The organism is Nodosilinea sp. LEGE 07088, assembly GCF_015207395.1.
GTDB lineage: Bacteria > Cyanobacteriota > Cyanobacteriia > Phormidesmidales > Phormidesmidaceae > Nodosilinea.
Genome location: NZ_JADEWX010000002.1, coordinates 13643 through 30276, shown reverse-complemented (window position 1 = coordinate 30276; position 16634 = coordinate 13643). Strand labels below are relative to the sequence as shown.

At 57.9% G+C, this 16634-nt stretch carries 21 protein-coding genes; 12 read left to right on the top strand and 9 right to left on the bottom strand.

The window, feature by feature from the left end:
* The first annotated feature begins 3 nt into the window (after positions 1 to 3).
* The 6 genes from IQ254_RS00900 to IQ254_RS00875 all read left to right on the top strand — a co-directional run bounded on the left by IQ254_RS00900 (position 4) and on the right by IQ254_RS00875 (position 5897).
* Positions 4 to 426 (top strand): heavy metal-responsive transcriptional regulator, encoded by a 423-nt coding sequence (locus IQ254_RS00900; RefSeq protein WP_193963363.1) that lies wholly within the window; start codon positions 4 to 6, stop codon positions 424 to 426.
* A 164-nt stretch (positions 427 to 590) separates the two neighbouring features.
* Positions 591 to 1733 carry a tRNA 2-thiouridine(34) synthase MnmA gene (gene mnmA, locus IQ254_RS00895; protein ID WP_193963361.1) on the top strand — a complete coding sequence of 381 codons (1143 nt, stop codon included), beginning with the start codon at positions 591 to 593 and terminating at the stop codon, positions 1731 to 1733.
* Between the two features lie 17 nt (positions 1734 to 1750).
* Entirely contained in the window at positions 1751 to 2038 is a 288-nt protein-coding gene (locus IQ254_RS00890) for a DUF3288 family protein (protein WP_193963357.1), read from the top strand.
* A gap of 71 nt (positions 2039 to 2109) precedes the next feature.
* Positions 2110 to 2685, top strand: coding sequence for a Uma2 family endonuclease (locus tag IQ254_RS00885; protein WP_193963348.1), 576 nt, complete (start codon positions 2110 to 2112; stop codon positions 2683 to 2685).
* 75 nt (positions 2686 to 2760) lie between these two features.
* The gene (gene ggt, locus IQ254_RS00880; RefSeq protein WP_193963346.1) at positions 2761 to 4341 is read left to right on the top strand and encodes a gamma-glutamyltransferase; all 1581 of its coding nucleotides are present in this window, start codon (positions 2761 to 2763) and stop codon (positions 4339 to 4341) included.
* Between the two features lie 101 nt (positions 4342 to 4442).
* A complete protein-coding gene (locus IQ254_RS00875; protein WP_193963343.1) occupies positions 4443 to 5897 on the top strand; it encodes a carotenoid oxygenase family protein in 1455 nt (484 codons plus the stop codon).
* Between the two features lie 69 nt (positions 5898 to 5966).
* Here IQ254_RS00875 and IQ254_RS00870 read toward each other — a convergent pair whose 3' ends face one another.
* The 8 genes from IQ254_RS00870 to ndhC all read right to left on the bottom strand — a co-directional run bounded on the left by IQ254_RS00870 (position 5967) and on the right by ndhC (position 13076).
* Complete coding sequence (locus IQ254_RS00870) at positions 5967 to 6545, bottom strand: Uma2 family endonuclease (RefSeq protein ID WP_193963341.1); 579 nt, start codon at positions 6543 to 6545, stop codon at positions 5967 to 5969.
* 85 nt (positions 6546 to 6630) lie between these two features.
* The gene (locus IQ254_RS00865; RefSeq protein WP_193963339.1) at positions 6631 to 7758 is read right to left on the bottom strand and encodes a hypothetical protein; all 1128 of its coding nucleotides are present in this window, start codon (positions 7756 to 7758) and stop codon (positions 6631 to 6633) included.
* 2 nt (positions 7759 to 7760) lie between these two features.
* A complete protein-coding gene (locus IQ254_RS00860) occupies positions 7761 to 8504 on the bottom strand; it encodes a TIR domain-containing protein (RefSeq protein ID WP_228039878.1) in 744 nt (247 codons plus the stop codon).
* A gap of 135 nt (positions 8505 to 8639) precedes the next feature.
* Positions 8640 to 9944: a dihydroorotase gene (locus tag IQ254_RS00855; RefSeq protein WP_193963335.1), complete on the bottom strand. Its 1305-nt coding sequence runs from the start codon at positions 9942 to 9944 to the stop codon at positions 8640 to 8642.
* Complete coding sequence (locus IQ254_RS00850) at positions 9941 to 11302, bottom strand: histidine phosphatase family protein (protein WP_193963553.1); 1362 nt, start codon at positions 11300 to 11302, stop codon at positions 9941 to 9943. The genes IQ254_RS00855 and IQ254_RS00850 overlap by 4 nt, the downstream gene beginning before the upstream one ends.
* A 140-nt stretch (positions 11303 to 11442) precedes the next feature.
* Positions 11443 to 11979, bottom strand: a complete 537-nt coding sequence (locus IQ254_RS00845; protein ID WP_193963333.1) for an NAD(P)H-quinone oxidoreductase subunit J — start codon at positions 11977 to 11979, stop codon at positions 11443 to 11445.
* Entirely contained in the window at positions 11980 to 12723 is a 744-nt protein-coding gene (nuoB, locus tag IQ254_RS00840) for an NADH-quinone oxidoreductase subunit NuoB (RefSeq protein WP_193963331.1), read from the bottom strand.
* Positions 12714 to 13076, bottom strand: coding sequence for a photosynthetic/respiratory NAD(P)H-quinone oxidoreductase subunit C (ndhC, locus tag IQ254_RS00835; RefSeq protein ID WP_193963329.1), 363 nt, complete (start codon positions 13074 to 13076; stop codon positions 12714 to 12716). The genes nuoB and ndhC overlap by 10 nt, the downstream gene beginning before the upstream one ends.
* Before the next feature lie 453 nt (positions 13077 to 13529).
* On the opposite strand from ndhC, the gene IQ254_RS00830 reads away from it, so the two are divergent.
* From IQ254_RS00830 to IQ254_RS00805, 6 genes are all read left to right on the top strand, one after another.
* Positions 13530 to 13835: a rubredoxin gene (locus tag IQ254_RS00830; protein ID WP_228039903.1), complete on the top strand. Its 306-nt coding sequence runs from the start codon at positions 13530 to 13532 to the stop codon at positions 13833 to 13835.
* 114 nt (positions 13836 to 13949) lie between these two features.
* Complete coding sequence (locus tag IQ254_RS00825; RefSeq protein ID WP_193963326.1) at positions 13950 to 14954, top strand: photosynthesis system II assembly factor Ycf48; 1005 nt, start codon at positions 13950 to 13952, stop codon at positions 14952 to 14954.
* Positions 14955 to 15051: 97 nt separating this feature from the next.
* On the top strand, positions 15052 to 15300 hold the full coding sequence (gene psbE / locus IQ254_RS00820; RefSeq protein ID WP_106867131.1) for a cytochrome b559 subunit alpha: 249 nt from the start codon (positions 15052 to 15054) through the stop codon (positions 15298 to 15300).
* 32 nt (positions 15301 to 15332) lie between these two features.
* Positions 15333 to 15467: a cytochrome b559 subunit beta gene (gene psbF / locus IQ254_RS00815; RefSeq protein WP_073607318.1), complete on the top strand. Its 135-nt coding sequence runs from the start codon at positions 15333 to 15335 to the stop codon at positions 15465 to 15467.
* A 9-nt stretch (positions 15468 to 15476) separates the two neighbouring features.
* On the top strand, positions 15477 to 15596 hold the full coding sequence (locus IQ254_RS00810) for a photosystem II reaction center protein L (RefSeq protein WP_073607317.1): 120 nt from the start codon (positions 15477 to 15479) through the stop codon (positions 15594 to 15596).
* 92 nt (positions 15597 to 15688) lie between these two features.
* Positions 15689 to 15808: a photosystem II reaction center protein J gene (locus IQ254_RS00805; RefSeq protein WP_193963325.1), complete on the top strand. Its 120-nt coding sequence runs from the start codon at positions 15689 to 15691 to the stop codon at positions 15806 to 15808.
* A 90-nt stretch (positions 15809 to 15898) separates the two neighbouring features.
* Here the strand turns inward: IQ254_RS00805 and IQ254_RS00800 are convergent, their stop codons facing one another.
* The gene (locus IQ254_RS00800; RefSeq protein ID WP_193963324.1) at positions 15899 to 16600 is read right to left on the bottom strand and encodes an N-acetylmannosamine-6-phosphate 2-epimerase; all 702 of its coding nucleotides are present in this window, start codon (positions 16598 to 16600) and stop codon (positions 15899 to 15901) included.
* Between the last annotated feature and the right edge of the window lie 34 nt (positions 16601 to 16634).

Below are 16634 nucleotides of genomic sequence, written 5' to 3'. Positions count from 1 at the left end.
CCTATGGCTGTGGCAGAGCGTCTCAAAATTGGTGAGGTTGCCAAGCAAACCGGCATTGCGGTGGGGGCTCTACGCTACTACGAGAGCCTAGGATTGCTGCACTCGGAGCGGGGCGACAACGGGTACCGCTACTACTCACCAGCGGCAGTGCAACAGGTGCAGTTCATTAAAAAAGCCCAGGCCCTGGGGTTTTCTTTAGACGATGTGGGCGAAGTGCTCACCTTGCATGAGCGGGGAGATATGCCCTGCAAGTTTGTGCAGTCGCTGTTAGAAGACAAGATTCAACAGCTTGAGGCCCAAATTCAGCAGATGATGGCATTTAAAGCAGATCTAGAAGCCTATCGCGATCGCTGGGCCGAGGCCCATCTGCATCCTCAACCGGGGGATATTTGCCCACTGATTGAAACGGTGCCGCTGACCGCCTAGGGCAACTGCGCCGAAACAGAGGCATACCCCGATCAGGCCGCAGGCCATGAGCTAAAATTAGAAGCTGATTAATTCGATTGGGTTGTCTGTCAGGACGACTGGCCAGGACGACTGGCGTAGAGGTGGCTCTTAGTTATTGGCGGTTTAGGCGCAGCAAGTTTGCTATGGAAAAGATTGTAGTCGGGCTCTCCGGCGGCGTAGATAGCTCGGTGGCGGCGGCCACCCTGCATCAGCAGGGCCATGACGTGGTCGGCCTCACCCTGTGGCTGATGAAGGGCAAAGGCCAATGCTGCTCGGAGGGCATGGTCGATGCGGCTAAACTGTGCGAAGACCTGGGGGTGCCCCACCACATCGTTGACAGCCGCGAGGTGTTTCAGCGCGAAATCGTCGATTATCTGGTTGCTGGCTACGGCAGTGGCATCACGCCGTTGCCCTGCTCCCAGTGCAACCGGGCAGTCAAGTTTGGGCCCATGTTGCAGTATGCCAGAGAGGAATTGGGGTGCGATCGCATCGCCACCGGCCACTATGCCCGCATCACCCAAAATGCTGACACTGGCCGCTACGAACTGCGGCGCGCCGTCGATCCGGCTAAAGATCAGGCCTACTTTCTCTACGACCTCACCCAGGACGTGCTGGCCACCTGCCACTTTCCCCTGGGCCACCAGACCAAAACCGAAACCCGGCGGATTGCCGCCGAGATGGGCTTGCATACGGCGGCTAAACCCGATAGCCAGGATCTCTGTCTGGTCGAGCACCACGGTTCGATGCAGACCTTTCTCGACCAATACCTGGCCCCCAAACCCGGCGATATCGTCGATACCGAGGGGCGTATTTTGGGCCAGCACAATGGCACTCACCACTACACCATTGGCCAACGCAAGGGCCTGGGCATTGCCGCGCCCAACCCCCTCTACGTCGTGGGCTTTGACATGGCTCGCAATCAGGTGATTGTGGCCGATCGCAGCGAGGCCCACTGGCCCGACTGCACTGTACAACGGGTGAACTGGGTCTCGATCGCCGCTCCCCAAGAGCCCATGTCGGTGTCGGTGCAAATTCGCTACCGCAGTCAGGCGGTGGGGGCCACTCTGGTGCCTCTAGCCGCTGAAACCGGAAAGGGCGACCGAGTCACCCTCGTGTTTGACGAGCCCCAGTTTGGGGTTACCCCTGGCCAGGCTGCGGTCTGGTACGACGGCGATTCGCAAAGCGATCCCAACGGGAATCGCGTCCTGGGTGGTGGCCTGATTGAGGCTGCCGCTCTGCCTGAGGCGACGGCAACGACCTCGGCAGCCAGCGTTTTAGGTCATTAAGTCACTGAGCGATCGCCATGGCAGACAGTCCCAAAGACCAGCAACATCCGCAATATAAGATCGATCGCCAGGTGGTCAATCAGCTTTTGGCTGGCGAGGCTACCGACTATAACCTGGTCGAATTGGCCCGGCTAATGACTCGCTACGACGGCTTCCCCGGTGCCCGCGACATCCAGACCGATCTCAAAAAAACCCTGACCCGCTGGCAGCTCAGCGAAAGCGAGCTGCTAGCCAAAACCCGCGACATTCACCAGCAGGGGGAGGTCTACAAGGGGCTCAACCGAGGCCGCGAAGACTGGAGCTAGGGGAGTCGCCCCGGCGACGGTCTACGCCTAGGCCGTCGCCGTGGCACAATTAGGGAAAACGGAGCCGCCCCATGCCTCCTTCGACTACAGTCGCTCTGCTGAGCTTTGAAGACTATGTAGCCTATGACGACGGCACTGAGAATCGCTATGAACTAGTTGATGGAGCGCTGGTTGAGATGACTCCACCAACCTTTCGGCACATGCTCATGGCTAAGTTCATCGAGCAGTGCTTGGATGCAGAAATCGCCCGTCTAGATCTGGGCTGGTTCTGTTTTCGAGAAGCTGGAGTGCGGACTGGGGTGAGAAAGTCACGGCTGACCGATGTCTATGTGCTGACGCCAGACCAGGTCAGTGGATTGATAAATCGGTCGGCGATCGCTCAGACCCCCCCCTTGCTGGCTGTAGAAGTTGTTAGCCCCGACTCTGTTACCCGTGACTACCGCTACAAGCGCACCGAGTACGCCGCTCTGGAAATTCCCGAATACTGGATCGTTGACCCGCTGGAATCTAAGGTAACGGTGCTGGTCTTTAACGAAGGGTTGTACGACGAAACCGTATTCATGGCAGATCAATCCCTGGTATCGCCCACATTTCCAGAGCTGTCGCTGACAGTAGAAGAAATTTTGGCGGCAGGTAACCTGCCCTAGGGGCTGTCATCAATTGACTACTGATGGCCAGAATTGATGCCCCGCCCTCGGGGGCGGGGGCTATACTAGCCAGCTATGAGTAGTCCTAAACCCAATCGGGGCGCGATCGCGGCGGGTCACGCTCTCACTGCCGAAGCCGGGGCCGAGATGCTGCGCCAGGGCGGCAACGCCTTTGACGCGGCGATCGCAGCGGCATTCACCGCCTGCGTTACCGAGAGTTCCTTAACCTCCCTGGCCGGAGGTGGGTTTTTGCTGGCCCACACGGCGACAGGCGAAAACCGGCTGTTTGATTTCTTTTGTCAGACGCCCAAGTCGAAGGCAATTGGGCGATCGCCCCACTTCTACCCCATCCACGCCAACTTTGGCGACACGGTGCAGGAGTTTCATATTGGGCTGGGGTCGATGGCGGTGCCGGGGGCGCTGGCTGGGCTGCTGCATGTTCACCAAAAGCTGGGGCGCTTGCCGCTGGCCACAATTGTGGCGCCGGCCCAGCGCTGGGCGACAGAGGGGACTTTAGTAGACCCCTTTCGGGCCTACTGCTTTCAGATTTTGGCCCCGATTCTGACCGCCACCGCTGACGCCCGGGCGATCTATGCCCCAGAGGGGAAATTGCTGGCCGTGGGCGATCGCTTCTACCTGAGCGACTTTGCCGCTTTTTTGAATGACTTGGTGCACGATGGCACCGATCTGCTCTGTCAGGGTGACCTGGCCAAGGCCATTGTGCAGGCCTGCCAGGCCCAGGGTGGGTACCTGGGCCTAGGCGACTTGCAAGCCTACCGGGTAATTGAGCGCGACCCCCTGGCCATGCCCTACGGTAGCGCCACCCTGCTGACCAACCCACCCCCTAGCTCAGGCGGCACCTTAATTGCCTTTGCCTTGCAGCTACTGGCTCAAGCCTCGCTCGCCAGCGTTACCCCCGGTAGCCCTCGCCATGTGGAAATTTTGCGCACGGTTATGAACCTGACTAACCGAGCCCGTCAGCAGGGCTATGACGAGCATTTATACCGAGGCGATGTGGCCACTGAGTTTCTCAGCCCAGCCCATTTGCGCGCCTACACTGAGGTCTTGCAGCAATCTCTCGCCCAGGGAGCGAATAAATGGGGCAGCACCACCCACATCAGCGTGGTCGATGGCGAAGGCAACGCCGCTAGCTTGACCACCTCCAATGGCGAAGGTTCGGCCTACATCATCCCGGGCACCGGCATCATGATGAACAATATGCTGGGCGAAGAAGATCTCAATCCCCAGGGGTTTCATCAATGGCCCGCCGATCGGCGCCTGTCGTCAATGATGGCCCCGACCCTAGTGCTACAAGACGGCAAGCCTCGCCTGATGCTGGGCTCGGGGGGCTCCAACCGGATTCGCACCGCCATTCTGCAGGTGGTGTCAAATGTGCTGGACTTTGGCATGGATATTGACGCTGCCGTCCAGGCTCCCCGCCTGCACTGGGAGCGGGGCGAGTTGCATCTAGAACCGGGCTACGACCGGGAGACAATCGAAGCCCAGGGCATTGCCGGTGATGACCACTGCACCTGGTGGCAAGACCAGAACATGTTCTTTGGCGGTGTTCACGCCGTGGCGGTCGGTGCCGATGGCACTGTGGCTGGGGTGGGCGATTGGCGACGGGGCGGAGCGTGGGTGGTGGTCGGTGAGTAGTTGAGTGGGTGAATGGGTGAATGGGTGGGCGATCGCCTATCCTCTGCCTGACTTCTCCGGAGTGGTTCACAATGGAGACAGTCTCGTCATTTCCCTGCCCTATGGCCTCTACAGCACCACTCAAAGCGCAACCCTCGGCAGAACCAGCAACAGGCTTGTGGGCTAATGCGATCGCAGCTCCCGCCATAGAGTTTGCCGCTACTCCCTTAACCGTACTGGAGGGACGCTTACCCACCGATCTGCGCGGCACCCTCTACCGCAATGGCCCAGCCCGCTTTGAGCGTGGTGGCCAGCGGGTTAGTCACTGGTTCGACGGCGATGGGGCTGTGCTGCGGGTGCATTTTGATGGGGCTGCCGCCGTGGGCACCTATCGCTACGTGCGCACGGCGGGGTTGATCGACGAAGAAGCCTCGGACCAATGCCTGTACCGGGGTTACGGCACCCTAGCCCCAGGGCCGGTCTGGCAGCAATGGCAGGCCAAGATCAAAAATGCGGCTAATACCTCGGTGCTGACGCTGCCAGACCGCCTGCTGGCCCTCTGGGAGGGCGGGTTGCCCCATCGCCTCGATCTCGAAACCCTAGAGACCGTTGGGCTAGATGACCTCCAGAGTCTCCAGGCCGGTGACCCCTTCATCGCTCACCCCAAGCGCCACCCCCGCACCGGCAAGATCTTTAGCTTTGGCATGGTCCCCGGCGGCCATGCTACCCTCAAGCTCTACCGCTTGAGCGCCGCCGGGGCCGTAGAGCAAACCGGCACCATTCCTCTGACCGGCATTCCCCTGCTGCACGACTTTGTGCTGGCCGATCGCTACCTGGTGTTTTGCGTTTCTCCAGTGCGCCTCAACCCTTTACCGGCGCTGTTCGGCCTGCAAAGCTTCAGTGCCGCTCTGGAATGGAAACCCCAGCTCGGCACCCAAGTCATTGTGGTCGATGCCGACAGCCTGGAGGCGATCGCCCTCAACTCCGTCGACCCCTGGTATCAGTGGCACTTTGGCCACAGCTATCTAGATTTTGATGGCACCATTGTGTTTGATGTCGTGCGCTACCCCGACTTTGCCACCAACCAGCAGCTCAAAGAAGTGGCCTCGGGGCAGGTGTCCACCCCCGCCGATGCCCAGCTCTGGCAGTACCGCCTCGATCCCAAAACTGCAAAAATCCTCGATCAGCGGTGCCTGATCGATCGCCACTGCGAGTTTCCCATCGCGCTTGGGTCAGACGAAACGGCTAGCACCTACCTGAATGTGCATCGCACAGTACCCACGCCGCCGGGAGAGCTGTTTGGGGCGATCGCCCGCTTCGACCCTCAAACGGGTCTCACCGTTGCCGATGCCGGGGCGGGCTGCTATCCCTCCGAACCGATCCCGGTAGAGAATGCCGCCAATCCTCAGCAGCCCTGGGTGCTTACCGTGGTCTATGACGGCCACGACCATCGCAGCGAGCTGTGGGTGTACGGGGGCCATGACCTGGAAGCGGGGCCGATCTGTCGGCTGGGGTTGCCCAGCGTTGTCCCCCCCAGCTTCCACGGCACCTGGGTGAGTGAGTATGGTGCGTTGTAGGGGCGTAGCATGCTGCGCCCCTACGGGGTTCCTAATTGTGAATTGGGACTTACCAAATCGGATTTCGCCTTAAGCATCAATGTCAATGTTCTCGTAGAGAGCGGTAAGCTCGATTTGAGCTGCGAATGTGCTTAAGGACAAAATGGTATTCGGATCATCGTATTCTGACAGCAGCCATTGATTGGCGGCCGTTTGCACATAGTGCTCTACATAAATTTGATATTGATCGATTAGAAGATATTCGCGAAAGCTTTCAATGCTGCGGTAAGCCAAAAACTTTTCGCCATGGTCGTAATCTTGAGTTGATTTAGAGAGTACTTCAGCAATAAAGCAGGGATTGGTCACCGTGTCGGTACGCCCGGTTTGAAGCTGTAGGGGTTTTTCGATCACCATGACATCGGGATAGGTGTAGAGGTTGCGATCGGCAATCCACAGCCGTTGATCGGCTCCAAAAATGCGGTAGGGTTTGCCTCGCAAGGCAGATTTAAGCAGGGTGGCAAGGTTGACGGCTAATTCATTGTGATCGGGGGTGCCGCCGGTCATGGGTCGAATTTCTCCATTCACATATTCATGGCGTTCCTCCACAGCCACTTCAAAGTCCAGATATTCTTCACGAGTGTAGGTGCGTTGTTCAAGTGCCTGGGTCATGGTGTGTTTAACTCGTCGAGAATATCGATGGTGATTTGCCCCATAGCCCCAGCATAGACCACCCTCCCAGGAGAGAATAGAGCCTCTATTGGCTACGCAGACTGAGCAACAGGTCGGTAGTGAATGGGTTCTCCCCCGCCCGCAGCGCCTCGATCCAGCCCTGGTGCTGTTGGCATTGCTGCTGCAATTCCGTTTGATCGGCTTCATCTAAATTGTCTTGGCGGCTGGCCCAGTCGAGGAACGTTTCAAAATCAGCAATAGCCTCGTCTACCTTGCCCGCCAGGGCGTAGCAAAGCCCCCTGGTGTTTTGATACAACGGCTTGCGATCGTCATCGGCCAGGGCCACCGCCTGCTCTGCTGCCTGTTGAATCGTGGGGTGGGTGCCATCGCCATAGGTTGCCCCAGCCCAGGCCAAGGCGTTGTACACCTGGGCTGGTATTTCAAAGGTAGGGAACTGGCTTTGCAGCACCGCCAAACTTGCTAGGGCAGCGGCAATGTGGCCCTGGTAAGCCAGGTACTTGACCCGCGTGCTGTGGCATTCGGGGGGCAGCTCAAGCCCTGGATGCTCGGTTTCTACCTGCTCCCATAGGGCCAGCGCTGCTTGCCAATCGCCCTGGCTCACGAACCGCTGGCTGCGCTGAATTAGCCCTGGGACGGCCAAGTGGTAAGCCTTTTGATGAGGGTCGTAGTGGTGGCTGGGGTCGAGGGCCTGGGCCTCGGCAAAGGCGGCAATGGCCTCGGTCAGCTTGAGGTCGCCATGGCTTTGGGTGGCCTGTTGCTGGCCCTGGGTGATCAGGCCAATGGCTCTGAGCTGGTTGTAGCGGGTTTGGGGGTCTAGGGCAATGGCCGGGTCTAGGGCTTGGGCAGCGGCAAAGTTTGCCAGCGCCTCGGCTTGGTTGCCTTGCTTAGCAAGGCCCCGGGCCTGATTGAGCAAGGCCACCGCCGCCAGATGCTCGGCTATAGTTCTAGGCTCGCGGGGCAGCAGGTCGGCGTTGAGCCGCTGGGCCTGTTCTAGCGCTGCAGTGGCGGCTTCAACCTCGCCTCGGTAGGCCAGGGCCAGGCCCTGGGCCTGGTAAAACACAGCCAGGTCGGCCTGGGGCCACATCTGCTGCTGGCAAAAGCCGCACACCTGCCGCTCTAGGCTGACCTCTGCATGATGTTCTAAGTCGCTCTCTCGAGCATCGTCCATGCCGTTTTCAAGGGCGCTTGCCAACGTCAGGCGGGGGTGGCCCAGGGCAGTAGCCCGGCTCGCACCACCGATGACTTGCCGCTGCCCGAGTTGCCAATCACTGGCACAAAGTTGGCCTCGGCCAGTCTGTCCACCAGCTCCTGCACCTCCGCTTCGCGACCAAAGAAAAACTCCCGCGTCTGGGCGGTGAAGGCCCTCAGCCCCTGGTAAGGTTCGGGCACGAGCGGTGGCGGCAGCGGCGCGGGCTGGGTTTCGACGATGGCTTTGAGGCGGCGGGCTAGCTTCAGCAGGGTTGCATCCTGCTCGGCCTGGGTCATGGTGGTGAGGGGGCGGTTATCTGGGTTCACCGACTGCATCGAGGCCAGGGCGATTTCCTCTGGGCCATGCGCTGGGTCAGGATATTTGAAGGTGAGGCTGTCGTAGAGGCTGGGGCGCACAATCAGCGGCAAAATCGTAACGCCGCGCTGCTGGGCGTTTTTTAGCAGCACGGGCAACTCGCTGTTGTGGATGTACTCGGAAGCCAAAAATGCTGGACTGACCAGCAGCACCGCCGCCACCGCCCGGTCAAGGCTGGCCTGAATGGTGCGGTGCCAGGCTTCGCCCGGTTCTACATCGTTGTCGCTCCAGGCTTTGACCAGCCCCCGGCGCTCCAGCGGCCCCAGCATTTGCAGCAGGCGATCGAGCCAGCACTGGCTGGGGTCGTCGCTGGCATTGTCGCTGCGGGCGTAGCAGATGAAAATGCGGGGCGGCGCGGCCATAGGCGACAACATTGGGCAGATACCCCCTTTATACACGCATTGCCCTGATTGATCGATTCTTGGTGCCAGCCTCGCCTCTGCTGGTAGGAGGCTGGAGGGCGGGAACGTCAGATTTTATAATTAACAGGGTGAGTGGATCATCGGTGGCTAACGCGACGGCACCCAGGTACCCAGGACTCGACCAAGGATCTCTTGCCCCAGCCAGGGGGTATTGGCCGAGAGGGAGCACAGGGTTGAGGGCGTAACTGTCCAGATAGCGCCGGGGTCAAACAAAATCATTTCTGCGGGCTGCTGAGCTTGAATAGTAGGCGGGGTTTGGCCCCAGCAGGCCGCCGGATTCGTGCTCATTGCTTGAACCAGCCTCAGAGGCGACCAGTCGCCCTGGGTAACCAAGGTATCCCACAGTAGGCCCAACGCCAGCTCCAGGCCGATCGCCCCCGGTGGCGCCGAGGGAAAGCCCACGGTCTTGTCTTCGTAGGTGTGTGGGGTATGGTCAATGGCGATCGCATCCACAACCCCTGTCTTTACCCCCTCAATCAGGGCCGCCTGGTCTTCGGGATTCCCCAGGGGCGGCGACAATCGCAGGTTGGGGTCATAAGTGTGCAGATCTTTGGCACTCAACAGCAGATGCATCCAGGGGGTGCTGGCGGTCACGGGCAACCCCTGCTCCTTGGCCTGGCGCACTAGGTCTACCCCCCGCGCCGTCGAAAGTCTCATCAGGTGAACGGGAGTACCCACCTCAGCCACAGACTCCAACAATGCCGCTACCGCCGCAGTTTCAGAGCTAACCGGGTCACCCATTAGGCCGTAGATCAGTGAAAAAGGGCCTTCGCGGGCAACGCCAGCATTGCGGAGGGTGCGATCGCAGCTCCACAGCGCCACCGGCTTACCCAGGGGGCGCAGGTATTGCAGCAGCCGTTGGGTGAGGAGCGAATTTTGCAGCGATCGCCCGTCGGCAAACCCCACAATGGGCGACGCGGCCAGTTCCGCCAGCTCAGTCATGTGTTCACCCCGAGCACCCTGGGTCAGCGCCCCCCAGGGATAGAGGTATGGCAGAGATCGATCAGGCCTAGACCGGGCGATCGCCTCCCGCCGCGCCACCAGTTTTTCCACCATGGCCGGGTTGTCGATCGCAGGTTCTGTGGTCGGCAAAATGCCCAGCCGGGTAAAGCCCCCCGCCTGCCCCGCCGCCAGCAGAGATTCCAGGGTCTCGCGCGACTCATGGCCCGGTTCCCCCGAGTGGCTGTAGAGATCCACCAGGCCAGGCAGCAAGATCTGGCCCTGGCCGGCGATCATCTCAGCGCTGGCGGGAATAACAGTGAGCATAGGAGCAATCGCCGCCACCATCCCATCCTGTACCAGCACATCTGCCACCTGGTCAGTCTGCGTAGCCACATCCAGCACCCGCACCTGCTGAATCAGCTGAGCCCTGGTGCCATCAGCCCTGGTCACAGTGCCCCCGCAGCGGTCTTATCGAGCACACTGCCCGACAGGTGAATGGTAATATTGGCCGCCGTCAACACTGGAGCGCTGTCGATGCCGTTGGGGTAATCAATCACGCTGACCGCCCCATTCCCCTGCTTAAACCGCCAAAACGACGCTGGCCCCAGGCCCAACACGTGACACAGCAGCGCCTTGTTCACCGCATCGTGGGCCACGACAAGCACGGTCTGCACGGTATCGCCGCCACTGTGGGCCGCCACAATTTTCTTCCAGGCGGCGATCGAGCGTTGCCACACCTGTTCCAGATTTTCGCCCCCCGGCATCTGCACCGTTTCTGGCGCCTGCTGCCACTGCTCTAGCATGCCTGGATAGCTGCTTTCAATCTCAGCCTCGTACAGCCCTTCCCACTCCCCATGGCTGATTTCCTGCAATTCCTCTACAGAATGCAGCGTCAGATCGGGGTGCTGCTGCAAAATGATTGCCGCTGTTTCCTTGGGCCGCGCCATAAAGCTGGTATAGGCTGCATCTAGGGTCACAGTCTGCAAAAATTCTCCTGCCTTAGCCCCCTGGGCGCGACCATTGTCATTGAGGGGAATGTCTATTTGTCCCTGAAAACGCCCCTGGCGATTCCACTCGGTTTCGCCATGACGCACCAGCAGCAGGCGTGGCCCCTGGTGCCCCCGCCGCATGTCCGGCAGCGGTGCCCCCATGTGGCTAGTCAGGTTCATCGCTTCCACCTGCACCGGGCTGCCCAACTTTCCGTCAAAGTTCAGCACGCTGATGTTGCAGTTGGCCTGGTTGAAGCTATTAAAGCGCTCAGGCCCCAGCTCAATGGCAGTGCTAATCAGCGCCCGGTTAATGGCACTATGGGCCACGACTAGAATAGTTTGTCCCTGATGCTCGGCCAACAGCTCCCGCCAAAACCTAGTCGCCTGCTGGTACAGCTCCCGAATCGGGTAAAAATCTACCGTTGACCCATCGGGCCGGGGCACCGCCATCCTAAAGTTAGCCGGGTCGGTACGCCACTGAATGAAGGTTTCGGGATACCGAGCCTCCGCCTCGGTAAAGGGCATCCCTTCCCACAGCGGCAGGCTAATTTCTTTGAGATGGTCAGAAAAGCTTGGCTCCGTTAGCCCAGGCAGGTTTTTTTGCAGCTCAGCGGTGATGATTTCTGAGGTTTTGCGGGCGCGCTTAAAGGGGCTAGCCCACACTGCATCAAAGGGAATCCCGGCTAGCGCCTGGCCCACCTGGAGCGCCTGGGCCTCGCCTGCCGCCGTCAGCTCAGATTCGTCGCAGTGGCCTTGAATACGCTTTTGCTGGTTGTAGGTGCTCTGCCCATGGCGAACGATAATAACGCGGGTTTTCAGGGGTCTGTCCTCTCAAGTGCTCAACCAAGGACAGATTTTACCCTGTCGAGGAGATTCCCCGCAGCTTTCCTACACACCGACCCTGAGGCAGGGGGAACAACAAAAAGGCCACCGCTCGGTGGCCTTTTTGTTGGTAGGCGCTAATAGGCGTCCTGGAGTTCGTAAAAATCAGGGGAAATGTAGTCTTTCCGCAGGGGCCAGCCTACCCAGTCCTCTGGCATTAACAATCGCTTCAGGTTGGGATGCCCATCATAAATGATGCCGTACATGTCGTAGCTTTCGCGCTCCTGCCAGTCAGCAGCCTTCCAAATCCAATAGACAGAGGGCACATGGGGGTCATTGCGGGGCAAAAACACTTTGACCCGCACTTCTTCAGGCTGTTCGATATTGTCGTCTACTTTAGCCAAGTGGTAAAAGCTCACCAGCTCTTTACCCGGGCCATCGTCATAGGCACCCTGGCACTGGAGGTAGTTGAAGCCGTAGGCAAACAGAGCCGTACAAACGGGAATCAAAAACTGCGGCTCTACCTTAATCACCTCAATACCCAGATGATCTTTAGGTGCTAGCTCGTGGCCAAATCCGTTTTCTGTCAGCCAGCTAGACACAGCCCCGGCTTCGACAATGGGGCCTGCACTCGCTTCACCAGGAGCGGAGGATTGCGATTCTGCTTCAGCCATTTAGGATTCCTCGTTTTCGGGAGCTAGCTCAGCTACGGTCTCAGCCATGGGCATCCCCATGGCCTCCATCAACTCTTTGGGAGGCGTGGCGTGGGTGCCGGTCTGCAGGTACCGACCGGTCAAAATCGGCGGTACGGTCTTGAGATCGTGGCTGCGTTCGTAAAAACGGTGGGTTTGCAGGGTGTAGGCTCGATCCTGCATCGATTCAGTGGCGACCTTCTTCCGCAGCTTGATGATGGCGTCAATGATCGCTTCTGGCCTGGGAGGGCAACCCGGAATGTAAACATCGACGGGAATTAGCTTGTCAACCCCCCGCACGGCAGACGGCGAATCGCTGCTAAACATGCCACCCGTGATCGTGCAGGCACCCATGGCGATCACATACTTCGGATCGGGCATTTGCTCGTAGAGCCTTACCAGGGCAGGTGCCATCTTCATCGTTACAGTACCGGCGGTGATGAGTAGATCAGCCTGCCTAGGACTGGCTCGGGGCAGTAGCCCAAAGCGGTCAAAGTCAAAGCGAGAACCAATCAAGGCCGCAAACTCGATAAAGCAGCAGGCCGTGCCGTAGAGCAGGGGAAACAGGCTCGATAGACGGCACCAGTTATACAGGTCATCGACCGTAGTCAAAATGACATTTTCAGATAGCCCGTGGGTGATGGCCGGTGGTGCCGAGGGGTTGGACAGCTTTTCTCCAGGGGCAAGATCGAGCTTTTCCGAGAGTGAAGCAGGGTTCATGACCATTCCAAAGCTCCTTTACGCCACGCGTACACAAGACCAACGACGAGGATAGCAATAAAAATTAATGCCTCTATAAAGGCTAGCAAGCCCAGCTGGCTAAAGGCTACCGCCCAGGGGTAGAGAAAGACGGTTTCCACGTCAAAAATCACGAAGACCAGCGCAAACATGTAGTAGCGGATGTTGAACTGAATCCACGCGCCACCAATGGGCTCCATACCTGACTCATAGGTGGTTCTGCGAGCGGGGCCGCGGCTGATGGGGCGCAGCAGTTTTGAGGCTGTCAAGGCCGCTACTGGCACCAGACAGGAAATGATCAAAAAGACTAGAAAATACTCGTAGCCAGATAAGACGAACACAGGTTCACTACCTCGAACGGCTAATACGTGGGACACAGAGCCATGATCAGCAGCCCACGTGTTTCAGTTGTATTCTAAGGCAATTTAGCTGAAAAACCAGGGATCTAAGGTCGATCTGGCAATAGAAATATTCGGGGCGATCGCATAGAAAAATTCGGGGCGATCGCGGGGCATGGGGCTACCTAGTCTAAATTATCCGAGTGACGCAACTGTGTCATAATTGTTTACAACGAGCATTTTGCCGATTTAAGCAGGCGCAAACCCTTGGTATGTGGGAGAGCTGTCAATCGTCTTGGCGGCTGTGTGTTGAATTTAAGGTGCCCTAGTCCTATGAGCGTTGAGTCTGATTCTCCAGCTAATTCTGCTGACTCTGTAGATTTAGCCGCCGCCTCTGAGGGGGCTGATGTTGCAGATAGCCCTGTGGAAGAAGTAGTTGTCCTTTCCCCTGAGGAGATGGATTGCTATGAATGTCGTTCCTGCGGCTACTCCTACGAACCAACCAAGGGAGACAGTCGAGCCAAGATTCCGATGGGTACGGCCTTTGAAGATTTACCCCTAAACTGGCGCTGCCCGGTGTGTAGCGCCCCCAAAAAGCAGTTCAACAATATTGGGCCGGTTAACGCCCCCTCTGGCTTCAAGGAAAATTTGAACTATGGCTTAGGCGTCAATCGGTTGACCCCGGGCCAGAAAAACGTTTTGATCTTTGGCGCTCTAGCCCTGGGGTTTATGTTTTTCATCAGCCTTTATGGCTTGAAGTAGCGGCGGCTGTGTTGCTGCCCTCTAGATCTTGGGGTCAGCGATTGACCTATGCTGAATTGGCATTCAGGGTTGTTTTTCAGTGTTGTCTTTCAAGAGTACAGGTTCTAATTGCTTATGCATGCTGCGTTTGACTGGTTGAAGCGAGGCCTAGTGGCGCTAGTGGCTGTCGCCCTGGCAACCGGCTGCTCGAATTATTTCTTGGCGGACGCAGATGTGCACCCTTGGGCCGTCATTCAGGTGCCGGTAGAGGCTACGCTATCGGATATCGCGTTTGGTGAGGATGACAATCACGGCTGGATTGTCGGTAGCCGCAATACCTTATTGGAGACCCAGGACGGCGGGGAAACCTGGCAGGTGAGGGAGTTATCTATGGGGGATCAGCCCTATACCTTTACCTCAATCGATTTTGACGGCAGCGAGGGTTGGGTGACGGGCATGCCGTCGGTGCTCCTGCATACGGCTGACAGCGGCAAGACTTGGGAAAGCGTGCCGCTGAGTAAGGAACTGCCTGGCTCGCCCTTTTTAATTACCGCGTTGGGGCCTAAGTCTGCGGAGATGGCGACGGATATTGGCGCTATTTATCAGACTGACGATGGCGGACGCACCTGGAAGGCCCTAGTCCAGGGTGCAGTAGGGGTAGTGCGCAATATGGTGCGCTCCGACGATGGGCGATATGTGGCCGTATCATCGCGAGGGAATTTTTACTCTACCTGGGCCCCCGGCCAGGATCAGTGGATTCCCCACAACCGTCAGAACTCTAGGCGTTTACAGAATATGGGGTTCGATAAAGACGGTAAGCTCTGGGTGATTGCCCGGGGTGGTCAGCTGCGGTTTTCCAATTCCCGTTCTTCTGACGATTTTACTGCGGCTATCAGCCCCGAATTTGGCACCAGCTGGGGCCTGCTTGATATGGCCTTTCGCACCGGTAATGAAGTCTGGGTTGCCGGTGGCGGCGGCGATTTGCTCTGTAGTTTTGACGGTGGCGAAACCTGGTTTAAGGATAAGTCGGTTGAGGATGTGCCTTCTAATTTCTACAAAGTTAAGTTTCTGGCCCCGGACAAGGGCTTCATCTTGGGTCAGGAAGGCACTATTCTTAAGTATCAGCCCGAAGCCGCTTAGAAAAAAGTTAGGGAACTTTGCCAAATAGCTTGTTAGGGTTTCCGGGGTTCTCTATGATTAGATTAGATTCTTCTGTGTTCAGAGAGGAGACGTTGATATGGCAGGTTCTACAGGTGAACGCCCTTTTGGCGACATCGTAACAAGTGTCCGCTACTGGATTATCCATAGCATTACCATCCCCATGTTATTCATTGCCGGCTGGCTGTTTGTCAGTACGGGTCTGGCTTACGATGCCTTTGGCACGCCCCGCCCCAATGACTACTATCCCGATAATCAAATGCAGTTGCCGATTGTGACCGATCGCTTTGAAGCGAAAGATCAGATCGACATGTTCTCGAATCGATAACGTTTTAATATTCCAACGACCAAATTAAAGCTATGCAAAGCAATTCTCCTAACGAGCCCATTACTTACCCGATTTTTACCGTGCGCTGGTTAGCTGTGCACACCCTAGGGGTGCCCAGCGTCTTTTTCCTGGGCGCGATCGCGGCAATGCAGTTCATTCAACGATAAGAGAAACCCATGGATCGTTCTCCAAACCCCAATAAGCAGCCTGTAGAGCTGAACCGCACATCCCTATTTCTGGGATTGCTGCTAGTTTTTGTGCTCGGCCTGTTGTTTTCTAGCTATTTCTTCAATTAGGTCTTGGCTATTGGTGGCGATAGCTTGGTGGCGATAGCGCTGCTGCCTAAACTGTGTTGGGTTACATATCGAACTAGTAGGAGGTGGATGTTATGCTTCAGAGTGGAAAAATTCCGTTGTGGATTGTGGCAACGGTTGCGGGTACCGGCATTTTGGTAGTTGTAGGCCTCTTTTTCTACGGCTCCTACGCGGGTGTTGGCTCTGCCATGTAGCGGGAGGGCCTGGTTGGCTCAGGCTTGATAACGCAGTAGGGCGAGTAGGTTTAAGATCTACTCGCCCTACTGTTTTTATGCCCCTCGAAGCTATCGGGTGATGTTGACATAGCGGCTCACTAAGCTATCGATACCGGTAATGGCCGTGCCGACGACGACGGCATAGGCCCCAAGATCGAGGGCCTGACGAGCTTGGCTGGGCGACGCAATCCCCCCCTCACAGATAACCGGGACTGGGCAATGTTCTACCATCGCCTGAAGGAGGTCGAACCCTGGGGGAGTCTGCCCTTGGGTGGCTGCGGTGTAGCCAAACAGCGTTGTCCCGACACAGTCGGCTCCAGCCTCTACCGCCAGCAGCGCATTGTCGAGGGTATCGACATCGGCCATGACGGGTTTGCCGAGGCGATCGTGGATCTTTTGGATCAGCGGCCCCAGGGTTTCGCCGTCGGGGCGCGATCGCTGGGTGCCATCAATGGCAATAATATCGCTGCCGGCCTGAGCCACGGCGTCAGCGTGGTGAAATTGGGGAGTGATGTACACCGCCGAGGGCGGAATCACCTGTTTCCACAGGCCAATAATGGGGCGATCATGCTGGCTGGTGGGGCTTTGACCCGCCATAGCCCGCACCGCTCGAATGTGATCAGGGCTATCGATGCGCAGGCCAACGGCCCCTTGGTTGAGAGCCGCCGCTGCCATAGCGGCAATGACCTCAGCGCGATGTAGTGGTGAATCAGCGGGAGCCTGACAGGATACAACCAGGCCCCCCTGCAATGGTTCCAGAATAGTTTTCAATGGAAATAGCGCTCCCACAGTGGCGTTAGCGTTA

What these genes read in the sequence shown, in the direction of transcription:
- IQ254_RS00900 (WP_193963363.1), top strand. Translation starts at nt 4, where the DNA reads ATGGCTGTGGCAGAGCGTCTCAAAATTGGTGAGGTTGCCAAGCAAACC.
- mnmA (WP_193963361.1), top strand. Translation starts at nt 591, where the DNA reads ATGGAAAAGATTGTAGTCGGGCTCTCCGGCGGCGTAGATAGCTCGGTG.
- IQ254_RS00890 (WP_193963357.1), top strand. Translation starts at nt 1,751, where the DNA reads ATGGCAGACAGTCCCAAAGACCAGCAACATCCGCAATATAAGATCGAT.
- IQ254_RS00885 (WP_193963348.1), top strand. Translation starts at nt 2,110, where the DNA reads ATGCCTCCTTCGACTACAGTCGCTCTGCTGAGCTTTGAAGACTATGTA.
- ggt (WP_193963346.1), top strand. Translation starts at nt 2,761, where the DNA reads ATGAGTAGTCCTAAACCCAATCGGGGCGCGATCGCGGCGGGTCACGCT.
- IQ254_RS00875 (WP_193963343.1), top strand. Translation starts at nt 4,443, where the DNA reads ATGGCCTCTACAGCACCACTCAAAGCGCAACCCTCGGCAGAACCAGCA.
- IQ254_RS00870 (WP_193963341.1), bottom strand. Translation starts at nt 6,545, where the DNA reads ATGACCCAGGCACTTGAACAACGCACCTACACTCGTGAAGAATATCTG.
- IQ254_RS00860 (WP_228039878.1), bottom strand. Translation starts at nt 8,504, where the DNA reads ATGTTGTCGCCTATGGCCGCGCCGCCCCGCATTTTCATCTGCTACGCC.
- IQ254_RS00845 (WP_193963333.1), bottom strand. Translation starts at nt 11,979, where the DNA reads ATGGCTGAAGCAGAATCGCAATCCTCCGCTCCTGGTGAAGCGAGTGCA.
- nuoB (WP_193963331.1), bottom strand. Translation starts at nt 12,723, where the DNA reads ATGGTCATGAACCCTGCTTCACTCTCGGAAAAGCTCGATCTTGCCCCT.
- IQ254_RS00830 (WP_228039903.1), top strand. Translation starts at nt 13,530, where the DNA reads ATGGATTGCTATGAATGTCGTTCCTGCGGCTACTCCTACGAACCAACC.
- IQ254_RS00825 (WP_193963326.1), top strand. Translation starts at nt 13,950, where the DNA reads ATGCATGCTGCGTTTGACTGGTTGAAGCGAGGCCTAGTGGCGCTAGTG.
- psbE (WP_106867131.1), top strand. Translation starts at nt 15,052, where the DNA reads ATGGCAGGTTCTACAGGTGAACGCCCTTTTGGCGACATCGTAACAAGT.
- psbF (WP_073607318.1), top strand. Translation starts at nt 15,333, where the DNA reads ATGCAAAGCAATTCTCCTAACGAGCCCATTACTTACCCGATTTTTACC.
- IQ254_RS00810 (WP_073607317.1), top strand. Translation starts at nt 15,477, where the DNA reads ATGGATCGTTCTCCAAACCCCAATAAGCAGCCTGTAGAGCTGAACCGC.
- IQ254_RS00805 (WP_193963325.1), top strand. Translation starts at nt 15,689, where the DNA reads ATGCTTCAGAGTGGAAAAATTCCGTTGTGGATTGTGGCAACGGTTGCG.